Genomic DNA, 20,154 nt, shown 5'->3' with positions numbered 1-20,154 from the left:
TTCTCAATGGTTTATAACTTTAATTATATCTCATTTAGGTTCGTAGTAAGGACTTTAGTCCGGTTTTCTCAAATTTTCAATACGAACCTATTACATCTCCGATTTTTGCCAATTCTCAATTTCAAATCAACCGCGCAAACGCCCAGATCGCAAAATGCTAATAATCAACCAAAAACCCAAAAAACTCGCCGCCCCAAACAAACCATTGCTCAAAAAAGATAGCTGAGCAGTTTGCGCGTTAGAAGAAATAATTGCCGCCCCCACAATCAGGGAACCCACGACAATACTAAAAGACAGTCGGTTCGCAGAATCTCCCAAAGTTCGGCGCAGCGGATCGAGTTCTTTTATAGTCAAGTTCCACTTCAAAGTTTCCGAAGTAACCCGGTCTAAAAGCACTTCCACCTGTCGCGGAGATTGCAAAGATAGGCTTTTTAGATCCAAGACAGTTCTCAGTAGAGCTTGTACCGGGTCTTCTCCTAATAACTGACGCCGAAACATATCGGTCATCAGCGGTTTGACCTGCTCTACAATATTAAACCTGGGATTAAAAGAACGCGCTACTCCTTCTAAATTTGCGAGGGTTTTTGCATACAAACCGAGATTACTGGGAAGTCTAATCTTATTTTTGCGAGTGATTTCCAACACTTCATAAAAAATTTCCGACAAGTTCATTTGCGACAAGCTAACATTGTAATACTTACGCAGCATTCGAGCTAAATCGTTCTCTAGATTTCCTAAACTTGTAGGCTGAGCAAATTCTGCCATTTGCAATGTTAATTGAGCGCAGCGTTGAGCATCTAAATCGACAATTGCTAGCAACATTTCTGTCAGATTTTGCTGAGTGCGCGGGTCTAATCTGCCGACCATGCCGCAGTCGAGTAAAGCTATCCGACCGTCGTTGAGATAAAATAAATTGCCGGGATGCGGGTCTGCGTGAAAGAAGCCGTCGATATACAATTGCTGGAAGAAAACGCGGCAAAGCAGTGTGGTAATTTCTTCGCGTTCAGCATCGATATCTCCTTTGTGACCAATTCCTTGCAAATCGCCTAACAAAATTGGTACTCCGTTCAGCCATTCCATCACTAAGAGTTTTTTTGTAGTCAAATTCCAGTGAATTTCTGGTAGCACAACTTGTTTGGGGTCAAACCATTTACTTTTAGATAAGTTGGTACGCAATTCGTCGGTGTAGCTGGCTTCTTGAATAAAGTCTAATTCTGCGCGCAGGGCGATCGCAAATTCTTCAGCTAGGGCGACAATATCGTATTGTTGACCGAAGTCTGTGAGCATGACAAGTTCTGCTAAACCTCGGAGCACGGCGATATCTTGTTCGATGACAATATCGATACCGGGGCGCTGAACTTTGAGGGCGACTTCGCGACCGTCTTTTAGGGTAGCTTTGTGGGTTTGGGCGATCGACCCGGCGGCGATCGCCTGAGTGTTAAATTTAGAGAAGGTTTCTTCGATCGACTGTTTGAGTTCCAGGCGCACAATTGCTTCTACTTCCGACCACGGTACGGGCGGGACTTCCGCTTGTAGGGAGGAGAGGGTTTCGATGTAGGCGGCGGGTAAAAGGTCGGGACGGGTACTCAGCAATTGCCCCAATTTGACAAAAACTGGGCCTAATTCGACGAGGATGTTGCGAAGAACTGCTGGAGTTGGGAGACTGGGGGCGTCGGTTTTGCGGCCGGTTAGGAGGCTTTTCATGTAGTCCCAACCGTTGCGGAAGACGACCTCTAGAATTTCTCCTTTGCGAGAAGTGTTTTGAACTAGGCTAAACAAGGGGCCTCCGGGTCGATCGGGTTTAAGGACTATAACTCTAGGATAGCGCTGTTAACCAAGCTGACCATTGTCTTGAGGAATAACTTGGAGGGAATAGCGGGAATGGGCGCGATAGCTTTGGGTTCTGGGGGCGATTCTCTACGGGATAGCCGTGCTGCACGGACTTTTGCTATTACTGCTGATGGTAATATAGACTTTATGGTCTAGATTTTTTATCAAAAGTATGTTATTAAAAAGTATGAATCGGGGCTTAGTCTGGTTGGATCTTAATTAATTTATTCTCCTACAAATTACGTTTAACTATGAGTATTGAACTTGTATCGGCTAACATTAAAAACTTTAGGAGCTTAGGCGATCTTACGTTAAACTTTAAAGATTTAACGATTTTAGTTGGCTGCAACTCTAGCGGAAAGTCTAACTCTCTACAGGCATTATCAATTCTCAGTTTGATGCTAAAAGTTGGCTCTCCTCCTCCTGCGGAGTTCATGCAAAGATTCTTGAGATTTGGGGAAAATGAAGATATTACTTTTTCTATTACTGTCAAAGAAGCTAAGAAAACAGCCGAATATACTGTTTCTATGTCTTTAGAACAAGGGAAATTATCTTATTCGCGCGAGCAACTTTTGATAGGTAAACATAAAGTAATAGAAGCCAAAAATGGCGTTGGAAAAGTGCGAGATGAAAAAGGGAGGAATGCTCAGATATATCAATCCAAAGCTGGCAATTTAGCATTAAAGTCTGCGGGAGATTTTGGAGACAGACCATTTACTGGCAGACTTGCAGAATTTATCATAAATTGGGACTTCTACGATCTAGATCCTAAGTTGATGAGAGGTAGTTCTATGTTTGTAATTGGCGACAATATTGTGATAAACAGAGAAAACATTCCCAGTCTGGGTAGCACTGGTGGGGAAATTCAAGATGTTTTACAATACTGGGCTGAACATGATTTAGGCAAGTTTCAAGTAGTTAGTCAAGAACTTGATGATTGTCTGGGTATCAGCTTAAAGTTAGTGGACGAAGAAGGAGAGAAAATAATTAAAGTATTGGAAAAAGATAGTCTAGAGATTCCTTTGTCGAATATGTCAGACGGAACTCTCCGAATTATGGCTTATTACGTGTTACTTCATCAAGATCAGCTACCTACACTGATTGGGATTGAAGAACCTGAACGAAATCTTCATCCAGGATTGCTAAGAGAGGTTGCATCTGTAGTAAAAAGACTTTCTCAAAAAACACAGGTAATTATTACAACTCATAGTTCCCAGTTACTTGATTGTTTCAATCTGGATGAAATAAACTCGGATGTTTCTGTACTGCTGCTAAGCAAAAGAGATGACGTTGGAACACAAGCTTTTCCCGTAGATGAGTTAGGGAAGAGTCGGGATGATTTATCTGAATGGATGAGAGACTTTGGAGTAGGTAGTGCAATTTATCACAGTCATCTATTACAAGAAATTTTAGAACAATAGTATGAATAATATTCTTATCTGGGCTCCTGAGTCAGATTTTGATAGTAAAACTGTTTGCTGTATAGCTAAAAAGATTGTTAAATTATATGACTCCAATATAACTGTTTCGGATAGTTCTAAAGAAGCTTTCAATCAAGCCATCAAAAAGACCGGAGGGGATGGTCTAAAAAAGGCAGTTGATATTTATCTGAAAAACAGCGAATTAGTGATATTTTTACTTGATGCAGATGGTGTACAATCTCAATCTCAACGATTGCAAGAACCTAACTCTCTAATCAATAGAATTAATAGAGTTGTAGAACAATATCAAGGTAAATGTTTGTTAATACTCATACGTCAAGAACTTGAAGCTTGGTTGTTGGTAGACTGTCTTGGTATTTGTTGCTATTTTACAAAAAATCTTGAAACTAGAACAGATACGAAATGGGTAAAGTTTGCTAAAAAATATCAAAAAGGTCAAACTGATTTGATAATAGAAGCTGAATCGGGAGGAAAAAATGCTAAGGAGTATTTGGTCAATTTTTCTAAAGATATTGTTAAAAAAATCAATCCTAAACTGAAAGATAGAGATTTAGAAAAAAAGCAATATTCTGAGCATGATTCAGATAAAGTTGCCGATAAACTAGAGATTACCGATCAAACGATCGCCCGAAACAACTCATTAGGTGAATTTGCTCAGTATTTCAAGAAGAAAGTAGATTCTAATAAGTAAGTGGGCTTTTAATTGGGTTCATTCCCTAGGTTCGTAGTAAGGACTTTAGTCCTTGCTTTGGATTTGGGTAAGAAAGGACTGAAGTCCTTACTACGAACCTGTTTTTTTAGTGTGGTGCGATTCTTTACAATAAATCTTTCAATTTATCATCTTCTCCCAACACTTTGATTACCTGTTTAATCTCCTGCGTTCTGTCTTTTTTCACGATTAACGTCACATTCCCATCTCTGACAACGACAACATCTTCTAAACCGATGGTGACAATCACTTCATTGTCATCCGCTGCATAAAAAATGCTATCCTTGGTGTCAATTCCGATGTGTTTTGCTAACTCGACATTTGGCTTGTCTCCTTGCAGCAAACGCCCGATCGCATTCCAATCACCCAAATCGTCCCAACTAAAGCCTACGGGTAACACACAAGCCTTTTGCGTCTTCTCCATCAGCGCGTAATCGATGCTAATTTTCGGCAATTCGGAGTAAGCAGCAGCGCCTTTGGCTTCCAAAGCTGCCATCATTTCCGGTACATGATTTCGCAATTCTGTCAAGACAGTGCCAACTCGAAAGACGAATATTCCGCCATTCCAACTAAACTTACCGCTGTTTACAAATTCTTCGGCGGTAGCACGATCGGGCTTTTCGGTAAATCTCGCCACCCGATACGCCGGAAAACCGCCAAAACTGCCAATTTCTTCGCCTTGTTCGATGTAGCCGTAACCAGTAGAAGCATAACTCGGCTTGACTCCCAAAGTGGCGATCGCACTTTCCTTAGTCGCCAAATCCGCCGCCGCCTCCAAAGTCTTGATAAACTCCTGCGGTTCCCCAATCCAGTGATCCGCCGGGAAAAAACCGACAACCGCATCTTCACCGTAACGCTTCGCAGTTTCTATAGCAGTCCAAGCCACCGCCGGCGCAGTATCCCGGCCCTCCGGTTCCGCCAGCAAATTCTGGGGAGGTAACAGCGGCAATTGTTCCCGCACTCCATCGGCCAACATTTCCGACGTTACCACCCACAAATCCTCCCAACCATTACCTAATTCCAAAAGTCTTTCCGCAGTAGCTTGTAGCAAACTCTTGCCGCTACCGTCGAGACTCAAAAACTGCTTGGGGCGCTGTTTGCGACTCAGCGGCCAGAAACGTTCGCCTTTACCACCGGCCAGAATTACAGGAATTAAGGTTCTACTCATGGTTTAAACAATTTACATCTATATTGTAAATTCTACCTTCTATCTATCTTCTACCTGTCACTTTGTCAATCCAACTCGCATAAAATGATACCCGCGTGTCGCCGGAAATTTCCCCAAAACTGCCGTTGTTGTCAATTTTATCAATATCGCCGATATTTGTTTTGAAAAATCCGCGATCGCTATAACCCCAAGAACTAATGCCGGCAATTTTCCCGCCCACAAACGAGGGCCCGCCGGAGTCTCCGCTAGCTGTGGCGATTTCATTTTTGCCTAAACCGCGATCGGCTAATTGCGGAAAATGCCTCCCCAAAGTATCATGTTCGGCAGTGCCATCATCAAAATCAAAAATTAACTGACTGCCCAATACTAACTCAGACATATCAGATTCTGTAGCATTTCTTAAAATATCACCTAGCGCATCGTAGCGGTTTTGACCTGCATATCGTTTCGCCTCAGAATTAGAATTTTCATTTTGTCCCTTTGCACCCAAACCAGTATATCCATAGCCAACTTTTGTAAACAACTGACCGACTTCATTTTTATTCCGGTTAATTTCGTACCGTTCCGCAGTTGGTGGGGCTGCTTTTTTCAGCTTTAAAATAGCAAGATCATTGCCGACTTCTGATTCATAACCAGTCCATCCAGGATGAATATAATAATTGCTGATAGGGATAGTAACTTGACCGCTGGGTAATTTAAAATTTGCCGTTACTGCCGTGCCAGCAGGAACCTTCACCCCGCCTTCATTGAGGCAGTGGGCGGCCGTTAGAATATGCAATCCTCCGGTTAACAGGGAACCCGTACACTGCACTGGTTCGAGATAAGCGACACCTGTATGTTGCTCTAAAGCTAGGGGTTTGCGGGAACTGCTATCGCCAAAAGCACTAATTATCGATCGCCCTGCTTCTGCTGTTTCCAAAACTAACAGTACAGTCAAAATAGTCATTAATAATATTTTTATAACTTTATTCATTTGGGGATCTTGGTATTTTGTGAAAAAATTAGGACTTTTCAGAACGCACTCCAACTGAAGAAACCGGGTTTTTGGCAGAATTCAGGGCTGCAACGAGATATTTTAGTAAAAAACCCGGTTTCTGGCTAACCGTTCGTCAGAGTCGAGAAACCGGGTTTTTTGCAGAATTACGGGCTGCAACGAGATATTTTAGTAAAAAACCCGGTTTCTGGCTAACCGTTCGTCAGAGTCGAGAAACCGGGTTTTTTGCAGAATTACGGGCTGCAACGAGATATTTTAGTAAAAAACCCGGTTTCTGGCTAACCGTTCGTCAGAGTCGAGAAACCGGGTTTTTTGCAGAATTACGGGCTGCAACGAGATATTTTAGTAAAAAACCCGGTTTCTGGCTAACCGTTCGTCAGAGTCGAGAAACCGGGTTTTTTGCAGAATTACGGGCTGCAACGAGATATTTTAGTAAAAAACCCGGTTTCTGGCTAACCGTTCGTCCTATATTATAAAATTGCGTAATTCCTGAATTGGCGATTAGTTATTAGCTGTTACTTCGACAATTCGATGTTTAGTTCATTCACGACACGGCGCTTCAGCGGAAGCGATTTTTCTCTTGGTACCAAATCAAACACTTTCCTAAAAGCATCGTCTACCTGTTCAAAAGGTATTTGTCCTTTTTCGTTAAAAACTACTTTTCCGGATTGGTCGAGAATGACAGTTTGAGGTACAAAACCTTCGTAATAGTGACCGGGTTCGGTGAGTAACTCTGACGGCTTTGAAGGCAAAGAGTCAATGCTTATGGGCATAAAATCGGCTTCGCGGCCGTAAAATTCTTGGAGGTTAGAGACGACGATCGCAAATTGCTTGGAGTCGCTGCTATCATCTGTATAAAACACTAGCAATGCCGGTTTTTTGCGTTTGAAAGAATCTGTCAGCTTGACTTTGGGAGGGACAAGGGAACCGTTGCCGGCGTAGAGGGCAAAGATTGTACCGTCGAAGCGATCGTCCGTGAGTGTTGCGAAGGCTGGCTGCTGGCCGATGAACAGCATCAAGCTAAGTGTCAGCGTCACAGTCAACAGACTGGCTGACAAGATTCTCCGCAGCCAGCGGATGCCAGAAGCAGCAGTAACAATTGAATTTTTGTACTCGGGAAATATCATAGGTTGTTGGCAGTTGCTGTAGGCTGGCGAAATCAGATGCAAAAACTTTCCTAATTGTATCAGCAACTGTATGCAAATGTTCCTGACTGGGTTAAGGTAGTTTTGGATAGACTATGATAATTTGCTTGTTGTAGCGATCGCACGGTGATTCTACTGACAAAGAGAGTACGGTTTGCGATCGCATTTTCAGAAGCTGGAAGTGACAACCCAACAATAAAACTATTTGTTTTGGCGCGGGCTTCTGGGTTCTGAGAAGGGCGCAAGATGTTAAATTCAACTGATTACTAGAAACAGACAACTGGGAATTCACAACTAATGATAGCTTTGCTTGACGCACTCCTGGCCCAAACGCCCGCTGCTGATGTTTCCGGGCCCGCTCCACTCAATATAGTGCAGACGATTATCTTAGGAATTGTACAGGGATTAACAGAGTTTTTACCCATCAGCAGCAGCGCTCATTTGAAGGTAGTGCCGATCGCCCTGGGATGGGGCGATCCGGGCGTTGCCTATACCGCTATTATTCAGTTGGGCAGCATTGTGGCTGTGCTTTGGTACTTTCGGAAAGACTTGACAAGTATAACTTTTGGTGCTGTAGATGCCGTAGTACGCCGCGACTACGAATCGCAGGAGTTTAAAATGGCATTGGGCATTGCTTTAGGAACAATACCTATAGTCTTTTTGGGGCTGCTAATCAAGATATTGGTTCCAGATTTTGACAAGTCGCCGTTGAGGAGTTTGGCCAGCATCGCGATCGCTTCGATCGTGATGTCGCTGCTGTTAGCAATAGCAGAAAAAGTTGGCAAGCGCGATCGCACTTATGAAAAATTAACAGTTCAAGACGGTATTTTGATGGGATTAGGGCAAGCAATGGCGTTGATTCCGGGCTGTTCGCGATCGGGTTCCACGCTAACAGCAGGATTGTTTATGGGATTGGAAAGAGGCGCCGCCGCACGGTTTTCTTTTTTATTGGGAATTCCGGCTATTACTCTGGCGGGATTAGTGGAATTGAAGAGTGTTTTGGGAGAAGGAATCGGCGACGCTGGAGTTGTAACTTTGGGAGTGGGAACGATTTCAGCCTTTATATTTTCTTATTTGTCGATCGCGTGGCTGATGAAATTCCTGCAAACTCAAAATACGTGGGTATTTGTGTGGTACCGGCTAGCCTTTGGCGTGGCGATTTTGACCGCAATCTTAGGTGGAGCATTGAAAAATAGTTAAAATAGAAATAACTTGAATCTAATTGGATAGGGTGTGGCATCTGCTTAATATTTAAACCGCAGATGCAAGCCCGATCGATATCTTGCCTCACTCCTTTTAATTAAATTTTGGAACTGGCTATTCGACCAGTTTCTAGCTATTCTTGCAAGAATTATAATACAGATTAACGCATAATTTCAAGATAGTTCGTATTAAAATTCATAAGGAATCAGGTATTTGAAATCCTGGCTAGTTTCAGACTTTAGCTCGGATACTTGATGCCCACATTTCGCACTTCAAAACGTAATATATAGCCCAATACGGTTCACTTAAGTGAACCGTATTGATTTATCATCACAAGAGTGACATCACTCTTGGCGCAACAAAAACCTTAATTTTACGCTGAAAACCTTGCTATATCCGGAGTATCTCTGCAATTTTTTTGACCTAAATGCTTACGAAAATTCGCTGGCGTAAAAATTCAATATTTCCTGTAGTCGATACATAGCAAAGCTTATAGCAGAGTCAAACCGGAGTTTGACAATATATTGTATTCTGTGATACGGATTTATCGATTATTCACGATTATATAAGGGTCTATGTACAAACTATGACAAAAGTAAAAGCTGGAAATGACCAACTCTAATGGAGAACTGAAGCCTACCCTGGGACTGGTAGGAATTACGATTAACGCGATGGCGCTGATTGCACCGGGCGCTTTTCTGTGGACGACATACCAATTGCAAGCCCCGCCCGATTCGGCTAAAAATATGTGGGCTGCGATCGCCCTAGCAACTTGTATAGCCCTGCTGACAGCAAGCTGTTATGCAACGCTTTCTAAAGCTTACCCCGAAGCTGGTGCCGGCAGTTCATACTACTATGCCGAAGCAGCAATCTTAGCAAAACAGGAACACAAACATTTTCGTTTGGCACGTTTAGCAAAATTTGTCACGGGCTGGGCTGCCCATTTGTATTACTGGGTATACCCCGGCATCATGATTAGCTTTATGGGAACGCTTGTCGTTTACATCGGGCAGTTGTTTAACCCTGGTTTTGCAACGGATTGGTTCAGCAAAGCCTTAATTTGTTTTATCTTTACTGGGCTGGTGGGCGCTATTGCTCTCGCAGGCGTTACCGGTTCTACGCTGATTAACATCATCATCAACATTGTCCAAATTAGCTCTCTCACCTTCCTGGGATTGTTGATGATTATTTACCGATTGGGTCATCCTAATGTGAATTACGAACACGCAGACGCCTTTAGCGTTGTGATGCCTCACGATTTATCGGGACTGATTTACCAAGCGACGATCGCAATTCTTTTATTGGTTGGATTTGAATCGGCAACAGCGATGGCGGGTGAGGCAATTAATCCTCGACGCGATATTCCTCGTGGTGTAATTCTATCTTTATTTATTCAGGCTTGTATCTGCTATTTCTTTGAATATTTTGCTGCTAATTTTTTCATCGGAGACCAATATACTGCAACTGTTGATGGTAAAACTGTAACTGGTTTTGCCGCAGCATTATCGTCTGGTGCGCCGATCGGCGATATCGCGAAAATTTTGGGAGATACGTTGCTGTTTGGGAATGGATTTTTGCTGCAAATTACGATCGCCAGCACGGTTGTCATGGCGTTGATCGGAACGGCGCTATCGTCACTCTCAACGGGAGTTAGGATTAGTTATGCGATGGGGAAAGACCGCGAATTGCCCGCTGTATTCGGCTTTTTGCACGGGCGCTACAATACACCTCACATGGGGATTTACTTTCTGAGTGGACTCTCGGCTTTGATTGGTGCTTATGCGGTGCAGAGTGTAGATAACGTAACCATCGTCACGTTAGTTTCTAACATCGGCACGTTTATGCTCTACGGAATCACCTGCGGAGTGACGTTAGTTGCTACTCTAGAGCATTTGCTAGATGACGAACACAACCCGATCAAAACTGTTGTGATTCCTTTATTAGGTTTAGTCCTTAATTTATTAATGGTTGTCGGGATTTTCTACTACGGTTTGACTGGATCGGGCAGTGCACAAACAAATTCTCTGACGGCGATCGGTGTTGCGATCGCCTTCTTTGTAGGAGGATTTGCTTACCTGATTGGAGACAGCTTAATCAAAGGCAAACCACTATTCTTGCCATCGGATATTAACCATCCCATGCGCGATAGCGCCTCATCCTCTAAATCTCGATAGTTAAACAGTTGACAGTTGACAGTTGAGAGATGAAGCGCGAGGTTTTTAGACACTTGACAGTTGACCGCTTTGGAGCCAGGCTTTTAAACAGTTGACAGTTAACAAGTTACAACGACCGACGCTCGACTATTAACTATCAACTATTAAGACGGGGATTTCAACGCTCGCCGCTCAAACAATCCGCCCTCGATCGGGCGGGGGCTAATAACCCTTAATATTTGGTACTTGAAATTTATGCAATTAGTTCTTGCAATTATCCAACCTGCTAAATTGGATGCCGTGAAGGAAGCTTTAGTCAAACTCGGAATTCAGGGAATGACTGTCACCGGTGCGAAAGGATTCGGCAGGCAAAAAGGTAAACCGCTGGCTTTTTTGGGGCTGCTAGATATGGAAGGTAAACCTTTTACTGTTGACTTTCTTCCGAAAGTCAGAATTGAAATTGTCGTCAACGATGATATGGTTGATGCGGTTGTCGATACGATTGTAGCTACGGCAAAAACAGGAACGGTTGGAGATGGTAAATTGTTTGTGATTCCGGTAAGCCGAAGTGTTCGGATTCGCACGGGAGAAGAAAACGAAGCCGCTTTGACAATCGAAGAACCTGCTACGCTGAGCAATTCTCGGAAAAATAAATGATTCAATCTTTGTTGCTGTTTCTAGTAGCTGGAGTGTGCGAAATTGGCGGCGGATATTTGTTCTGGCTGTGGTTGCGCGAAGGAAAAAGCCCTTGGTTAGCCGTAATTGGGGTAGTTATTTTGGGGGTTTACGGGGTGGTTCCCACGCTGCAACCTGCTACCTTTGGGCGGGCCTATGCGGCTTACGGCGGTGTGTTTATTGTGCTGTCGATTCTGTGGGGCTGGATTGTCGATCGCATTGCTCCTGATAAATACGATCTACTCGGAGGCTGGATTGCTTTGCTGGGCGTTTTAGTCATTATGTATGCACCTCGCCGTTAGTAGCCTAATATCGAGAATTATAGGATTCTTGAAATTATCTGCGTTAATCTGCGTCTATCTGCATAGCATCTGCGGTTAACAGATTAATCAAGGATTTATGCGATTGAAATCTAATATTTTTATTGCTGCGATCGCCTGTTGGAGTTTCTGGGCGATCGCTTTTTTGTCATCAAAAGCTGACACCTAGGTAGTTTTACCCTTGCTTTTCCCCAAAATTATGTAAAATAGTAGTGAAAGATACAGAAAAAAAATAAATTATCCTAATCTGACAATGTTTAACACAATTTTGACCCAGCAGCGACAAATCCTCGGAACGTTTCCCAGCCGTGAAGCCGCAGGAAAAGCCCTTGATTATCTGGTGTTTTCAGGCTTTCCACTGGCGCGGGTGTTCTTGCTGGGCGAGGGCTGCGAAAAACGGGAAAATTCTTTAAACCTGCCGCCAGAGTCATTGGGAGCGATCGCAGGTACTGCAACGGGGCTAAAAAAAGGAATGTTGCTGGGCAATTTGTTCGGCGGTGCGACTGGGCTGATATTGGGCGCGGGACTCCTGGCGCTTCCTGGTGTGGGACAAGTAATGTTATCGGGGGCGATCGGCTTTACGCTGTTGAGTGGCGGAATTTGTACGGCTGCGGGCGGATTGGCGGGGGCTTTGATTGGATTGGGACTAACTTCAGAGCAAGCTAAAGCCTATCAGCAGCAGATTTCTCAGGGTAGTGTTTTGCTAATTGTAGAAGGAAGTGGGCAAGAGGTCGATCGGGCTAAATACTTGTTCGCACAGTCGATCGGCTAATTAGACAGCAGCACGCCAAACCTGGAATCCGATACCTAATTTCGATACCAACCTCCCGGTTCAACCTTTAAATCCAGCATTGTTTTAAAATCAGCCAAATAGTTGAATATTTCCTTTTCATCAGTTTCTTCATTTTTGAGTCTGCCCTCCCACACCTTTTTATCGAAGGTTCCGATCACAGAATATTCATTGCCGATCGCCTGCGGTGCGATTTTCTGCAAGCCTAACATCAATTCTCCCTCCAATTCATCTTGATGCGCCATAATTAACTCGCATTTCGAGCAGTAGCGACAGGTTTTCCCCTGTACTATTTGCCCCACTCCCTCAATCAAGATAAACAAAGCAAATTTCCGCAGATGTGTCAGTTTTTGACACTTCGGACACTTGCTCAACCGGATATCGCTATACGGGTTCAGCATGAAGGAATATCGAGGTTTTAATTTGCCAATGTAAGTTTTAGATTTAGCCATCGCAGTAATCCACGGAAAAAATTAATCATTCAATGTTAGCATCAAAACCTTCGATCGAACTCCAGAAATAGCCACAAAATAACAATATACCTCTTGCAAAAATAACTAGGAACAGGCAAGATGCCTATTCCACATTTTTTTATGTGGAACAGGCATCTTGCCTGTTATAAAATTTGATTAAAACGACTTTTGCAAGAGGTATAAAGGTAATTTGACTGTCAATATTGACAGAACTTACGCGCTCCAGCCAAAGAAACCGGGTTTTTTACCTAATCTGTGGATTACAACGAAGGATTTTCGTAAAAAACCCGGTTTCTAGCTACCCGCGTGTAAGTTCTATAATAATAACTCAGCACAAGTGTTTATTAACTGCCCGTGCAAAGATGATTTTGTCGCACTACAAGGAGAATTAGCTATGCAAAAAGTAGCAGTATTTGGCAACACAGGAGGCGGTAAATCGACTCTCAGCAAGAGATTATCGGACATCACTGGATTGCCGCTTCACATCTTAGATAAGATTCAATATCGATCGGGCGGCGCTGAGGTGCCACAGGAAGATTATAAGCGCGCTCATCAAGAAATTTTGCAGGCTGACACATGGGTTATTGACGGATTTGGTTGCATGGAAACCCTCTGGCTGCGACTTGATGAGGCGGATACTCTGGTTTTTGTCGATCTACCGCTGTACGTGCATTTCTGGTGGGTGACTAAACGAATGATCTCGGGTTACTTTAATCCGCCCGAAGGCTGGCCAGAAAACAGCCCAATATTAAAGAGTTCGATTACCAGTTACCGCGTGCTTTGGTTGTGTCACAAATATTTGAACCCAAGATATCGCGAATATGTCGATCGGGCGCGCAGCACCAAAAGTGTCTATCACATCACATCGACTGAGCAGATTTCGCAATTTTTTGCATCGATTGAAAATAAGCTTAACTTTGAAGATGGTGCAGCAGCCTCACAACTGAACTAAACTTGTATCACTGTAGAGAGCAAAAATCAAGAGGTTTTCACATTTCATTAGACCTACCTACTTAATCGTAGAACGCAGCGGGCTCCCCAAGTCGATCGCGCTAAATAGTCGATTTCGGGCGAATTACGCTAAATAGTCGATTTCGGGCGATCGGCTAAACTTCAATACGGTTCACTTAAGAAAATAATTGCTCGGCGCGCACCTGACTTAACCGATAAGTGTCATAGTCTCTGCGATTGCTTCGCTCTTAAGCTCGCAATGACAAAAAACGTTAAGTGAACCGTATTGGGCTAAACTTAACTCGGACTAAAATAAAAAGTAAATCTCTCAACAACATCAACCATGACAGCATATCACGAATCTATCATCGATCAGTTCACCCGTCAGGCTGTCCCATTCTCTAACTTGTACGGCCATACAAGTCAAGAATCTCTGGATTTACTGATGAAGATGGCAAGCGTATCTGACAAGGATACAGTTTTAGATGTTGCTTGCGGCCCCGGTATTGTGGCTTGTGCTTTCGCGGAAGTTTCCAGTCACGTTACTGGCATCGATTTGACACCAGCAATGCTAGAACAAGCCCAAATTTTGGCACAGCAAAAAAACTTGACTAATCTCTCCTGGCTACAAGGCGATATCGAGACGCTACCGTTTCCTGATGAGAGTTTTTCCATTGTGCTGAGTCGTTATGCTTTCCATCACTTTTTGCGGCCCGATGTTGTGCTGTCGGAGATGGTGCGTGTATGTCGTAAGGGCGGTAAAATTCTGATTGCTGATGTGGCGATGCCACCGGAAAAAGTAGATGCTTACGACTATATTGAGAAGCTACGCGATCCATCTCATACTCGCGCCTTGACTCTGGAAGAGTTGCCCAAATTAGTCGCGGATGCAAATATTCAAAATGTTAACTTAGCTTTTTATAAAGTAGAATTAGAGCTGGAACAGCAGTTAGCTGCTTCTTTCCCGAATCCTGGCGATGACGATAAGCTGCGACAAATGTTTAGAGATGATATCGGTGTTGACAGTCTGGGGATTGGCGTACATTTGCGAGGCGATAAAATTCATTATGCGGTTCCCATCGCTGCGATCGTTGGCGAGAAAGCAAAGTTATAATTAGCTGTAAAAAGGAATAATTGTTTATTTTGATAAAATTAAATGCTGCTAATTCCGAAAGTCGGCTAAACTTAAATCAGAAGTGAGTAACAACTTAAAATGCAAAATCTAAAAGGAGGATTCACTAAGACTACACAACTTCAACAATCGATAGACCTTGCTCAGTCACTGTCATTGACGGAACAAATTGAACTACTTAAAACACTATCCACTATCATCCAACGCACCCATTCTCTGGAAAATAAAGCTACGACAACAGAGAAAAATACAGATTTTTCACGTCTCAGCTTTCGCCAATCTTGGCAGCAAGCAATGACTGGAGAAACATTGCCCATTTCTCAACTTAAGGTCTAACGCCGTTTCCCTACAGGTGAGATTCTCTAATTTCCATTACGAGCTAACAATTCAGATTGTAGACAGCGGTACAGTGACTATCAAAAAATTTTCAAGTCTGACAAATCATTGCGCCCGATGCTGCGATAAAAAGTTGACAAAGGACGCTAATTGTGATAATGATATTTACATATTCAAATATATAGTTAGGAACCCACTCCCAACAAAGAAACCGGGTTTTTAACCGAGATAAACTGTCTCAAGCAAGTATTTGGGTAAAAACCCGGTTTCTCGCAACCCGTGCGTAAGTCCGAACATACAAAAAATTGTCAAAAATAATTTATTAAATCTCAAAAATTATCGCGAACTTATGAGCGACTTATCAACCAGGCCAGCCAAAATCACTAAAGTTATCCCCGACAGCATCTGCGCCGAAATGGGATTTGAACCAGGAGACTCCATCGTCGCCATCAACGGCGAAAAACCTCGCGACTTGATCGACTATCAATTTCTGTGTGCCGATGAATTTTTGGAACTTGAAGTTTTAGATGCTAAAGGCAAAACTCACAAGTTAGAAATAGAAAAAGAGTATGACGAAGACTTGGGTGTGGAATTTGAAACAGCCCTCTTCGACGGATTAATTCAGTGCAATAATCGCTGCCCTTTTTGCTTTATCGACCAGCAGCCTCCGGGAAAGCGTGAAACTCTTTATCTCAAGGATGATGATTACCGCCTCAGCTTTCTTTATGGCAGCTATCTCACTCTGACAAATTTGACTGAAAAAGAGTGGAACAGAATCGAACAAATGCGGCTTTCTCCTCTCTATGTTTCTGTGCACGCTACGGAACCGGATGTGCGAATTCGGTTGCTGAAAAATTTTCGGGCTGGGAAGATTCTGGAACAAATCAAATGGTTTCAAGAGCGCCGTTTGCAAATTCACGCTCAAGTTGTGGTTTGTCCGGGGATTAATGATGGCGAACATTTGGAACGCACTTTGTTGGATTTGGCAAAGTTTCATACTGGAAATATCCCGGCTGTGGCATCGGTGGCTGTGGTGCCGGTGGGTTTGACTCGCTTTCGTCCTGCGGAAGATGAATTAATCGCTGTAACTAGGGAAAAAGCCCGGGAAGTTATCGCGCAGGTGCAGAAAATTCAAGGGGTTTTGAGTGAGGGGAAAGGTGGAAAAAAGACGAAGAAAAAGAATGCAAAATTCACCCCCCGCAACCCCCCCTTGCTAAGGGGGGGAGAAGATTTTGAAGATTTAAAATTCACCCCCCCCAACCCCCCCTTGCTAAGGGGGGGAGAAGATTTTGAAGATTTAAAATCGCATTCGGAAATGGGTAATTCAAAATCTGGCTGTATTTGGCTGGCTGATGAGTGGTTTTTAATTGCTGGTTTGGATTTGCCGTCGGCTGCTGATTATGCAGATTATCCGCAAATTGGTAATGGTGTGGGTTCGATCCGTCAGTTTATTGGGCAGTTTGAAACGGCTTTTGCTAAGCTGCAACCGCTGCCGGCGATCGCGCCGCGCCGGTTGGTTTGGGTGGTGGGAAATGCTGTTGAAAAGGCGTTTGAGCCGATCGCACAACAACTCAATCAGATTCCCGGTTTGTCTGTCAATATGGTCGCACTGTGCAGCCGTTACTGGGGACAAACTATCACTGTTACGGGTTTGCTCACCGGGCAAGATTTGCTGGAAGCTTTGCAGGGACAAGACTTGGGAGATGGCATCCTCTTGCCGTCGGTGATGCTAAAACAGGGGGAACCGCGTTTTCTCGACGACATGACCGTAGAACAGCTCGAAAGCTCGCTGAAAACCCGGATTTTGCCTGTGAGTGGAGTAGAGGAACTAATCTCGGGGGCGATCGGTCTGGCAAGTGCTGAAGTTAAATTGTAAATGTCGATCGCACATTCAAAAGTAACACCAGTACGGTAATTGTGACTTGTAAGTCTCGGGTTCGAGCTACAAACTAGAAACTTGAGATTTCAATCTTGTTCTAAAATTGTGTCTAGAATTGCAAAGTAATTAAAAAATTATGCGTGTTTTTCGTCAAATCGTGGTGGTCGGAGTGGGCGCTGCAATTACTTTCAGCAACGCCGGACAGAGTGCTTGTGCACAGCCTCCGGCTCAATCTCAGGACAGTTCCCCCCTTAACAATCAGATCGAATTAGCGCAGGATATTCGATCGACCTCGAACACAGCGTCAGAACCAGCAGCAGATTCCGGAGAGTCGATCGCCCTGATGGGGCAAACCTCCGACTCCCCGCAGCCCGGGGAAGCTAACAACATGGCACCAAATCCCCCCACCGCAGCCTCGCCGACATCAAAGCCTCAGCAGCCGGAAAAATTGGCGCAGTCTCGAACGCCCGCACCCAAAGGCGCTCAGCAGCAACCTGTGCCTCGCAACCCCAACAATGTTGTGCCGGTGCCGAATTTGCCGACACCAGTTCCCCGCGGCACTCCCCTCGAAAGTTTCCCCCCTCTCACTCCCAAGGGCCTTCTCGACACCAAGCCTCCTACTTCCCTAGATCCCAACCCGAATCCGCTGCAATTTCCGACCAAGCCCGAGGATGTCAGGATCGAGCAAACTGAGTCAATTACCTTGCAACAGGCGATCGACCTCGCGCGCCGCAACAGCCAAGTTTTGCAAATTGCCGAGAAACAAATCGAACAAACTCGATCGGCCCTGCGGGAACAGCAAGCAGCTTTATTTCCCGATCTGACTTTTCAAATGGGCGCCAGCCGCAGCGTCAGCGCCGGCGGACAGATTGGGGTGCAGTCTCGCATCCGCCAGATCGACGATGCGGCAGCCACAGCGGCAGCAAACAACCAACCACGGCCCAACACTCCCACCCCCCAAAATTTCGGCACCATCAGTCTCAATAACACTTTGCAGTTGAGCTACGACCTCGACATTTTCGGCCGCCGCAATGCCAACATCCGCGCGGCGAGGGAACAGTTGCGCTTTCGCGAACTCGATTTGGAGCGCCAAGCCGAGCAACTCCGCTTCGACACTGCTGAGGCTTACTACAACCTGCAAAACTCCGACGGACAAGTTGCGATCCGCCAAGCTTCGGTGAGAAATGCCCAGCAAAGTTTGCGGGATGCTGAGGCTTTGGAACGGGCGGGGGTGGGAACGCGGTTTGCGGTGTTGCAGGCTCAGTCAAATTTGGCTAACGAACAGCAGCAACTGTCAGTGGCGCGCCGCGACCAGCGAGTGGCCCAGCGGCGTCTGGCTGAGCTTTTAAATATCAGCCAGTCGGCGAATTTGACGGCGGCTGATCCGGTGGAGCAAGCCGGTGCTTGGAGGCTGTCTTTGGAAGAAAGTATCATACAGGCTTTTAAGAATCGCCCCGAGTTGGAACAGCAGTTAGTACAGAGGAATATCAGCCAGCAGCAAAGGCGATCGATTCGGGCTGGGGGGCTGCCTCAAGTAAATGTCACTGGTTCCTACAACTTTTTGGGCCAAACTTCTGACAACCCAGACCCGTTTTCAGCCCGCGGTTGGGCGAGCGGGTATGCGCTACAGGCGAATTTGACTTGGAATATCTTCGACGGGGGCGCGGTGAGGGCGAGGGTGAAACAGCGGGATGCGGATATCTCGATCGCCGAAAGTCGATTTGACCAACTCCGCAATCAGGTGCGGCGGGAAGTGGAACAAGCTTATTTTGGTTTGGAGTCGAGTTTTGCCAATATCGAAACTTCTGAGGCGGGGGTTTTGCAGTCTAGGGAAGCTCTGCGTCTGGCGAGGCTGCGCTTTCAAGCTGGCGTCGGCACTCAGACTGATGTGATTCAGGCGGAAACAGATTTGACTAGGGCTGAGAGAAACCGATTGTCGGCAATTATTACCTACAACCAGGGGCTTTCGTCTCTCCAGCGGGCTGTGAGCAACCTGCCGACTAACAACCTCTCGGATGCTCCGTAAAATTGGGTTGGGGCGATCGACCTGTGACTGCTAGGGGCATTCGGCGATCGGGTATCGCGCCACTCTCAACTCACAGTCATCAACCCGGTGTCTGGGCAAAATCTTGGTTGAGCCGCGGCAAATTTACCGATAAATTGGGTTTGGGAAGCGACGCGCCCAGCGTCATGTCAACATCGCCCATTCCCAAATCAGACCGGTTTCCCCAAAAAATGCGACGTAGCGCAGCTTCAAACCCAGTATTCATCAGCCATTCCCCTAATTTAATCGAAAATAGCATCTGTTGCCCCGCAACTAATTTCGACTTTCTGGGTACTAAATATTTTTAATAAGCGAAACATTAGTTAATATTTTTTAATGAAGACTCGCGTTTAATGCCCTAGGAAATCAGCAATGGCTAATATCAAGTTTGTGAAGGAAAATCAGGAAGTCATCGCAGCAGACGGAGCCAATTTGAGGCTCAAAGCTCTAGAAAACCGCATCGACTTGTACACGTTTTCGGGAAAGATGATGAATTGCGGGGGCTACGGTCAATGTGGCACCTGCATTGTGGAAATTGTCGAGGGAGGTGAAAATCTCTCGCCCCGCACTGACTTTGAGAACCGCAAGCTCAAGAAAAAGCCCGAAAACTATCGTTTGGCCTGTCAAGCTATGGTCAACGGCCCGGTGAGCGTGAAGACAAAGCCGTAGCTGGGGTTTGTCAAGGAAGAAGGCGATCGGGGCTTCGATCGCGCCTCAATAGAGGGAAGAAGGCATCAAAGGCGATCGGATCAGGTAAAAACAGGGCGTTTCGGCTGGGCGATCGCCTCAAAGGACCCAAACAGCAGCAGGCCTTCTCCAGCTCTGGGAGGCTCCGGCTCTGGGAGGCTGCGAGACTTGTTATGTCTTCGAGTTTTGCTTTTGCCTTTGAGTGATATTCTAGTTGTGTGTG

The 20,154-nt window shown here is 45.0% G+C and carries 19 protein-coding genes; 13 read left to right on the top strand and 6 right to left on the bottom strand.

The genetic code is table 11. The features are described 5' to 3' along the window. Nucleotides 1–126: 126 nt before the first annotated feature. A complete protein-coding gene (locus tag QZW47_RS07065; protein ID WP_293125486.1) occupies nt 127–1,779 on the bottom strand; it encodes an AarF/ABC1/UbiB kinase family protein in 1,653 nt (550 codons plus the stop codon). A gap of 302 nt (nt 1,780–2,081) precedes the next feature. Between QZW47_RS07065 and QZW47_RS07060 the strand changes: the two genes are divergently transcribed. Both QZW47_RS07060 and QZW47_RS07055 read left to right on the top strand, forming a co-directional pair. Beyond that, on the top strand, nt 2,082–3,251 hold the full coding sequence (locus QZW47_RS07060) for an AAA family ATPase (RefSeq protein WP_293125484.1): 1,170 nt from the start codon (nt 2,082–2,084) through the stop codon (nt 3,249–3,251). Between the two features lies 1 nt (nt 3,252). Further along, nucleotides 3,253–3,963 carry a hypothetical protein gene (locus QZW47_RS07055; protein ID WP_293125482.1) on the top strand — a complete coding sequence of 237 codons (711 nt, stop codon included), beginning with the start codon at nt 3,253–3,255 and terminating at the stop codon, nt 3,961–3,963. 124 nt (nt 3,964–4,087) lie between these two features. On the opposite strand, the gene QZW47_RS07050 is transcribed toward QZW47_RS07055, so the two are convergent. The 3 genes from QZW47_RS07050 to QZW47_RS07040 form a co-directional block, all read right to left on the bottom strand. Beyond that, nucleotides 4,088–5,149, bottom strand: a complete 1,062-nt coding sequence (locus QZW47_RS07050; protein ID WP_293125480.1) for a mannose-1-phosphate guanylyltransferase — start codon at nt 5,147–5,149, stop codon at nt 4,088–4,090. 43 nt (nt 5,150–5,192) lie between these two features. Next, nucleotides 5,193–6,122 carry a trypsin-like serine protease gene (locus QZW47_RS07045; RefSeq protein WP_293125478.1) on the bottom strand — a complete coding sequence of 310 codons (930 nt, stop codon included), beginning with the start codon at nt 6,120–6,122 and terminating at the stop codon, nt 5,193–5,195. Nucleotides 6,123–6,658: 536 nt separating this feature from the next. Further along, nucleotides 6,659–7,270 carry a thylakoid membrane photosystem I accumulation factor gene (locus tag QZW47_RS07040; RefSeq protein ID WP_293125476.1) on the bottom strand — a complete coding sequence of 204 codons (612 nt, stop codon included), beginning with the start codon at nt 7,268–7,270 and terminating at the stop codon, nt 6,659–6,661. A gap of 315 nt (nt 7,271–7,585) precedes the next feature. Between QZW47_RS07040 and QZW47_RS07035 the strand changes: the two genes are divergently transcribed. The 5 genes from QZW47_RS07035 to QZW47_RS07015 all read left to right on the top strand — a co-directional run bounded on the left by QZW47_RS07035 (nt 7,586) and on the right by QZW47_RS07015 (nt 12,411). Then, a complete protein-coding gene (locus tag QZW47_RS07035; RefSeq protein ID WP_293125474.1) occupies nt 7,586–8,488 on the top strand; it encodes an undecaprenyl-diphosphate phosphatase in 903 nt (300 codons plus the stop codon). 611 nt (nt 8,489–9,099) lie between these two features. After that, on the top strand, nt 9,100–10,665 hold the full coding sequence (locus QZW47_RS07030; protein ID WP_293125472.1) for an APC family permease: 1,566 nt from the start codon (nt 9,100–9,102) through the stop codon (nt 10,663–10,665). 234 nt (nt 10,666–10,899) lie between these two features. Then, nucleotides 10,900–11,301, top strand: a complete 402-nt coding sequence (locus QZW47_RS07025; protein ID WP_293125470.1) for a P-II family nitrogen regulator — start codon at nt 10,900–10,902, stop codon at nt 11,299–11,301. Further along, nucleotides 11,298–11,621 (top strand): YnfA family protein, encoded by a 324-nt coding sequence (locus QZW47_RS07020; RefSeq protein WP_293125468.1) that lies wholly within the window; start codon nt 11,298–11,300, stop codon nt 11,619–11,621. The genes QZW47_RS07025 and QZW47_RS07020 overlap by 4 nt, the downstream gene beginning before the upstream one ends. Before the next feature lie 271 nt (nt 11,622–11,892). Continuing rightward, on the top strand, nt 11,893–12,411 hold the full coding sequence (locus QZW47_RS07015) for a hypothetical protein (RefSeq protein WP_293125466.1): 519 nt from the start codon (nt 11,893–11,895) through the stop codon (nt 12,409–12,411). Nucleotides 12,412–12,446: 35 nt separating this feature from the next. On the opposite strand, the gene QZW47_RS07010 is transcribed toward QZW47_RS07015, so the two are convergent. Further along, nucleotides 12,447–12,881 (bottom strand): hypothetical protein, encoded by a 435-nt coding sequence (locus tag QZW47_RS07010; RefSeq protein WP_293125464.1) that lies wholly within the window; start codon nt 12,879–12,881, stop codon nt 12,447–12,449. 415 nt (nt 12,882–13,296) lie between these two features. On the opposite strand from QZW47_RS07010, the gene QZW47_RS07005 reads away from it, so the two are divergent. From QZW47_RS07005 to QZW47_RS06985, 5 genes are all read left to right on the top strand, one after another. Beyond that, complete coding sequence (locus QZW47_RS07005; protein WP_293125462.1) at nt 13,297–13,854, top strand: adenylate kinase; 558 nt, start codon at nt 13,297–13,299, stop codon at nt 13,852–13,854. A 342-nt stretch (nt 13,855–14,196) separates the two neighbouring features. After that, the gene (locus QZW47_RS07000) at nt 14,197–14,967 is read left to right on the top strand and encodes a methyltransferase domain-containing protein (protein WP_293125460.1); all 771 of its coding nucleotides are present in this window, start codon (nt 14,197–14,199) and stop codon (nt 14,965–14,967) included. Nucleotides 14,968–15,066: 99 nt separating this feature from the next. Next, on the top strand, nt 15,067–15,321 hold the full coding sequence (locus QZW47_RS06995; RefSeq protein ID WP_293125458.1) for a hypothetical protein: 255 nt from the start codon (nt 15,067–15,069) through the stop codon (nt 15,319–15,321). A 349-nt stretch (nt 15,322–15,670) separates the two neighbouring features. Continuing rightward, a complete protein-coding gene (locus QZW47_RS06990; RefSeq protein WP_293125456.1) occupies nt 15,671–17,197 on the top strand; it encodes a DUF512 domain-containing protein in 1,527 nt (508 codons plus the stop codon). A 139-nt stretch (nt 17,198–17,336) separates the two neighbouring features. Then, entirely contained in the window at nt 17,337–19,226 is a 1,890-nt protein-coding gene (locus tag QZW47_RS06985; protein WP_293125454.1) for a TolC family protein, read from the top strand. 79 nt (nt 19,227–19,305) lie between these two features. Here the strand turns inward: QZW47_RS06985 and QZW47_RS06980 are convergent, their stop codons facing one another. Then, on the bottom strand, nt 19,306–19,503 hold the full coding sequence (locus QZW47_RS06980; RefSeq protein WP_293125452.1) for a hypothetical protein: 198 nt from the start codon (nt 19,501–19,503) through the stop codon (nt 19,306–19,308). Between the two features lie 113 nt (nt 19,504–19,616). On the opposite strand from QZW47_RS06980, the gene QZW47_RS06975 reads away from it, so the two are divergent. Further along, nucleotides 19,617–19,913, top strand: coding sequence for a 2Fe-2S iron-sulfur cluster-binding protein (locus tag QZW47_RS06975; RefSeq protein WP_293125450.1), 297 nt, complete (start codon nt 19,617–19,619; stop codon nt 19,911–19,913). The last annotated feature ends 241 nt before the right edge of the window (nt 19,914–20,154 follow it).

It is taken from the genome of Microcoleus sp. bin38.metabat.b11b12b14.051 (assembly GCF_013299165.1).
Classification (GTDB): domain Bacteria; phylum Cyanobacteriota; class Cyanobacteriia; order Cyanobacteriales; family Microcoleaceae; genus Microcoleus.
The sequence above is the reverse complement of the archived record's forward strand: the minus strand, read 5'-3'. Positions and strand labels throughout refer to the sequence as shown.

Bases quoted from the DNA above. Each gene is read 5' to 3' on its own strand.
- QZW47_RS07060 (WP_293125484.1), top strand. From the start codon at position 2,082: ATGAGTATTGAACTTGTATCGGCTAACATTAAAAACTTTAGGAGCTTA.
- QZW47_RS07055 (WP_293125482.1), top strand. From the start codon at position 3,253: ATGAATAATATTCTTATCTGGGCTCCTGAGTCAGATTTTGATAGTAAA.
- QZW47_RS07050 (WP_293125480.1), bottom strand. From the start codon at position 5,149: ATGAGTAGAACCTTAATTCCTGTAATTCTGGCCGGTGGTAAAGGCGAA.
- QZW47_RS07045 (WP_293125478.1), bottom strand. From the start codon at position 6,122: ATGAATAAAGTTATAAAAATATTATTAATGACTATTTTGACTGTACTG.
- QZW47_RS07040 (WP_293125476.1), bottom strand. From the start codon at position 7,270: ATGATATTTCCCGAGTACAAAAATTCAATTGTTACTGCTGCTTCTGGC.
- QZW47_RS07035 (WP_293125474.1), top strand. From the start codon at position 7,586: ATGATAGCTTTGCTTGACGCACTCCTGGCCCAAACGCCCGCTGCTGAT.
- QZW47_RS07030 (WP_293125472.1), top strand. From the start codon at position 9,100: ATGACCAACTCTAATGGAGAACTGAAGCCTACCCTGGGACTGGTAGGA.
- QZW47_RS07025 (WP_293125470.1), top strand. From the start codon at position 10,900: ATGCAATTAGTTCTTGCAATTATCCAACCTGCTAAATTGGATGCCGTG.
- QZW47_RS07020 (WP_293125468.1), top strand. From the start codon at position 11,298: ATGATTCAATCTTTGTTGCTGTTTCTAGTAGCTGGAGTGTGCGAAATT.
- QZW47_RS07015 (WP_293125466.1), top strand. From the start codon at position 11,893: ATGTTTAACACAATTTTGACCCAGCAGCGACAAATCCTCGGAACGTTT.
- QZW47_RS07010 (WP_293125464.1), bottom strand. From the start codon at position 12,881: ATGGCTAAATCTAAAACTTACATTGGCAAATTAAAACCTCGATATTCC.
- QZW47_RS07005 (WP_293125462.1), top strand. From the start codon at position 13,297: ATGCAAAAAGTAGCAGTATTTGGCAACACAGGAGGCGGTAAATCGACT.
- QZW47_RS07000 (WP_293125460.1), top strand. From the start codon at position 14,197: ATGACAGCATATCACGAATCTATCATCGATCAGTTCACCCGTCAGGCT.
- QZW47_RS06995 (WP_293125458.1), top strand. From the start codon at position 15,067: ATGCAAAATCTAAAAGGAGGATTCACTAAGACTACACAACTTCAACAA.
- QZW47_RS06990 (WP_293125456.1), top strand. From the start codon at position 15,671: ATGAGCGACTTATCAACCAGGCCAGCCAAAATCACTAAAGTTATCCCC.
- QZW47_RS06985 (WP_293125454.1), top strand. From the start codon at position 17,337: ATGCGTGTTTTTCGTCAAATCGTGGTGGTCGGAGTGGGCGCTGCAATT.
- QZW47_RS06980 (WP_293125452.1), bottom strand. From the start codon at position 19,503: ATGCTATTTTCGATTAAATTAGGGGAATGGCTGATGAATACTGGGTTT.
- QZW47_RS06975 (WP_293125450.1), top strand. From the start codon at position 19,617: ATGGCTAATATCAAGTTTGTGAAGGAAAATCAGGAAGTCATCGCAGCA.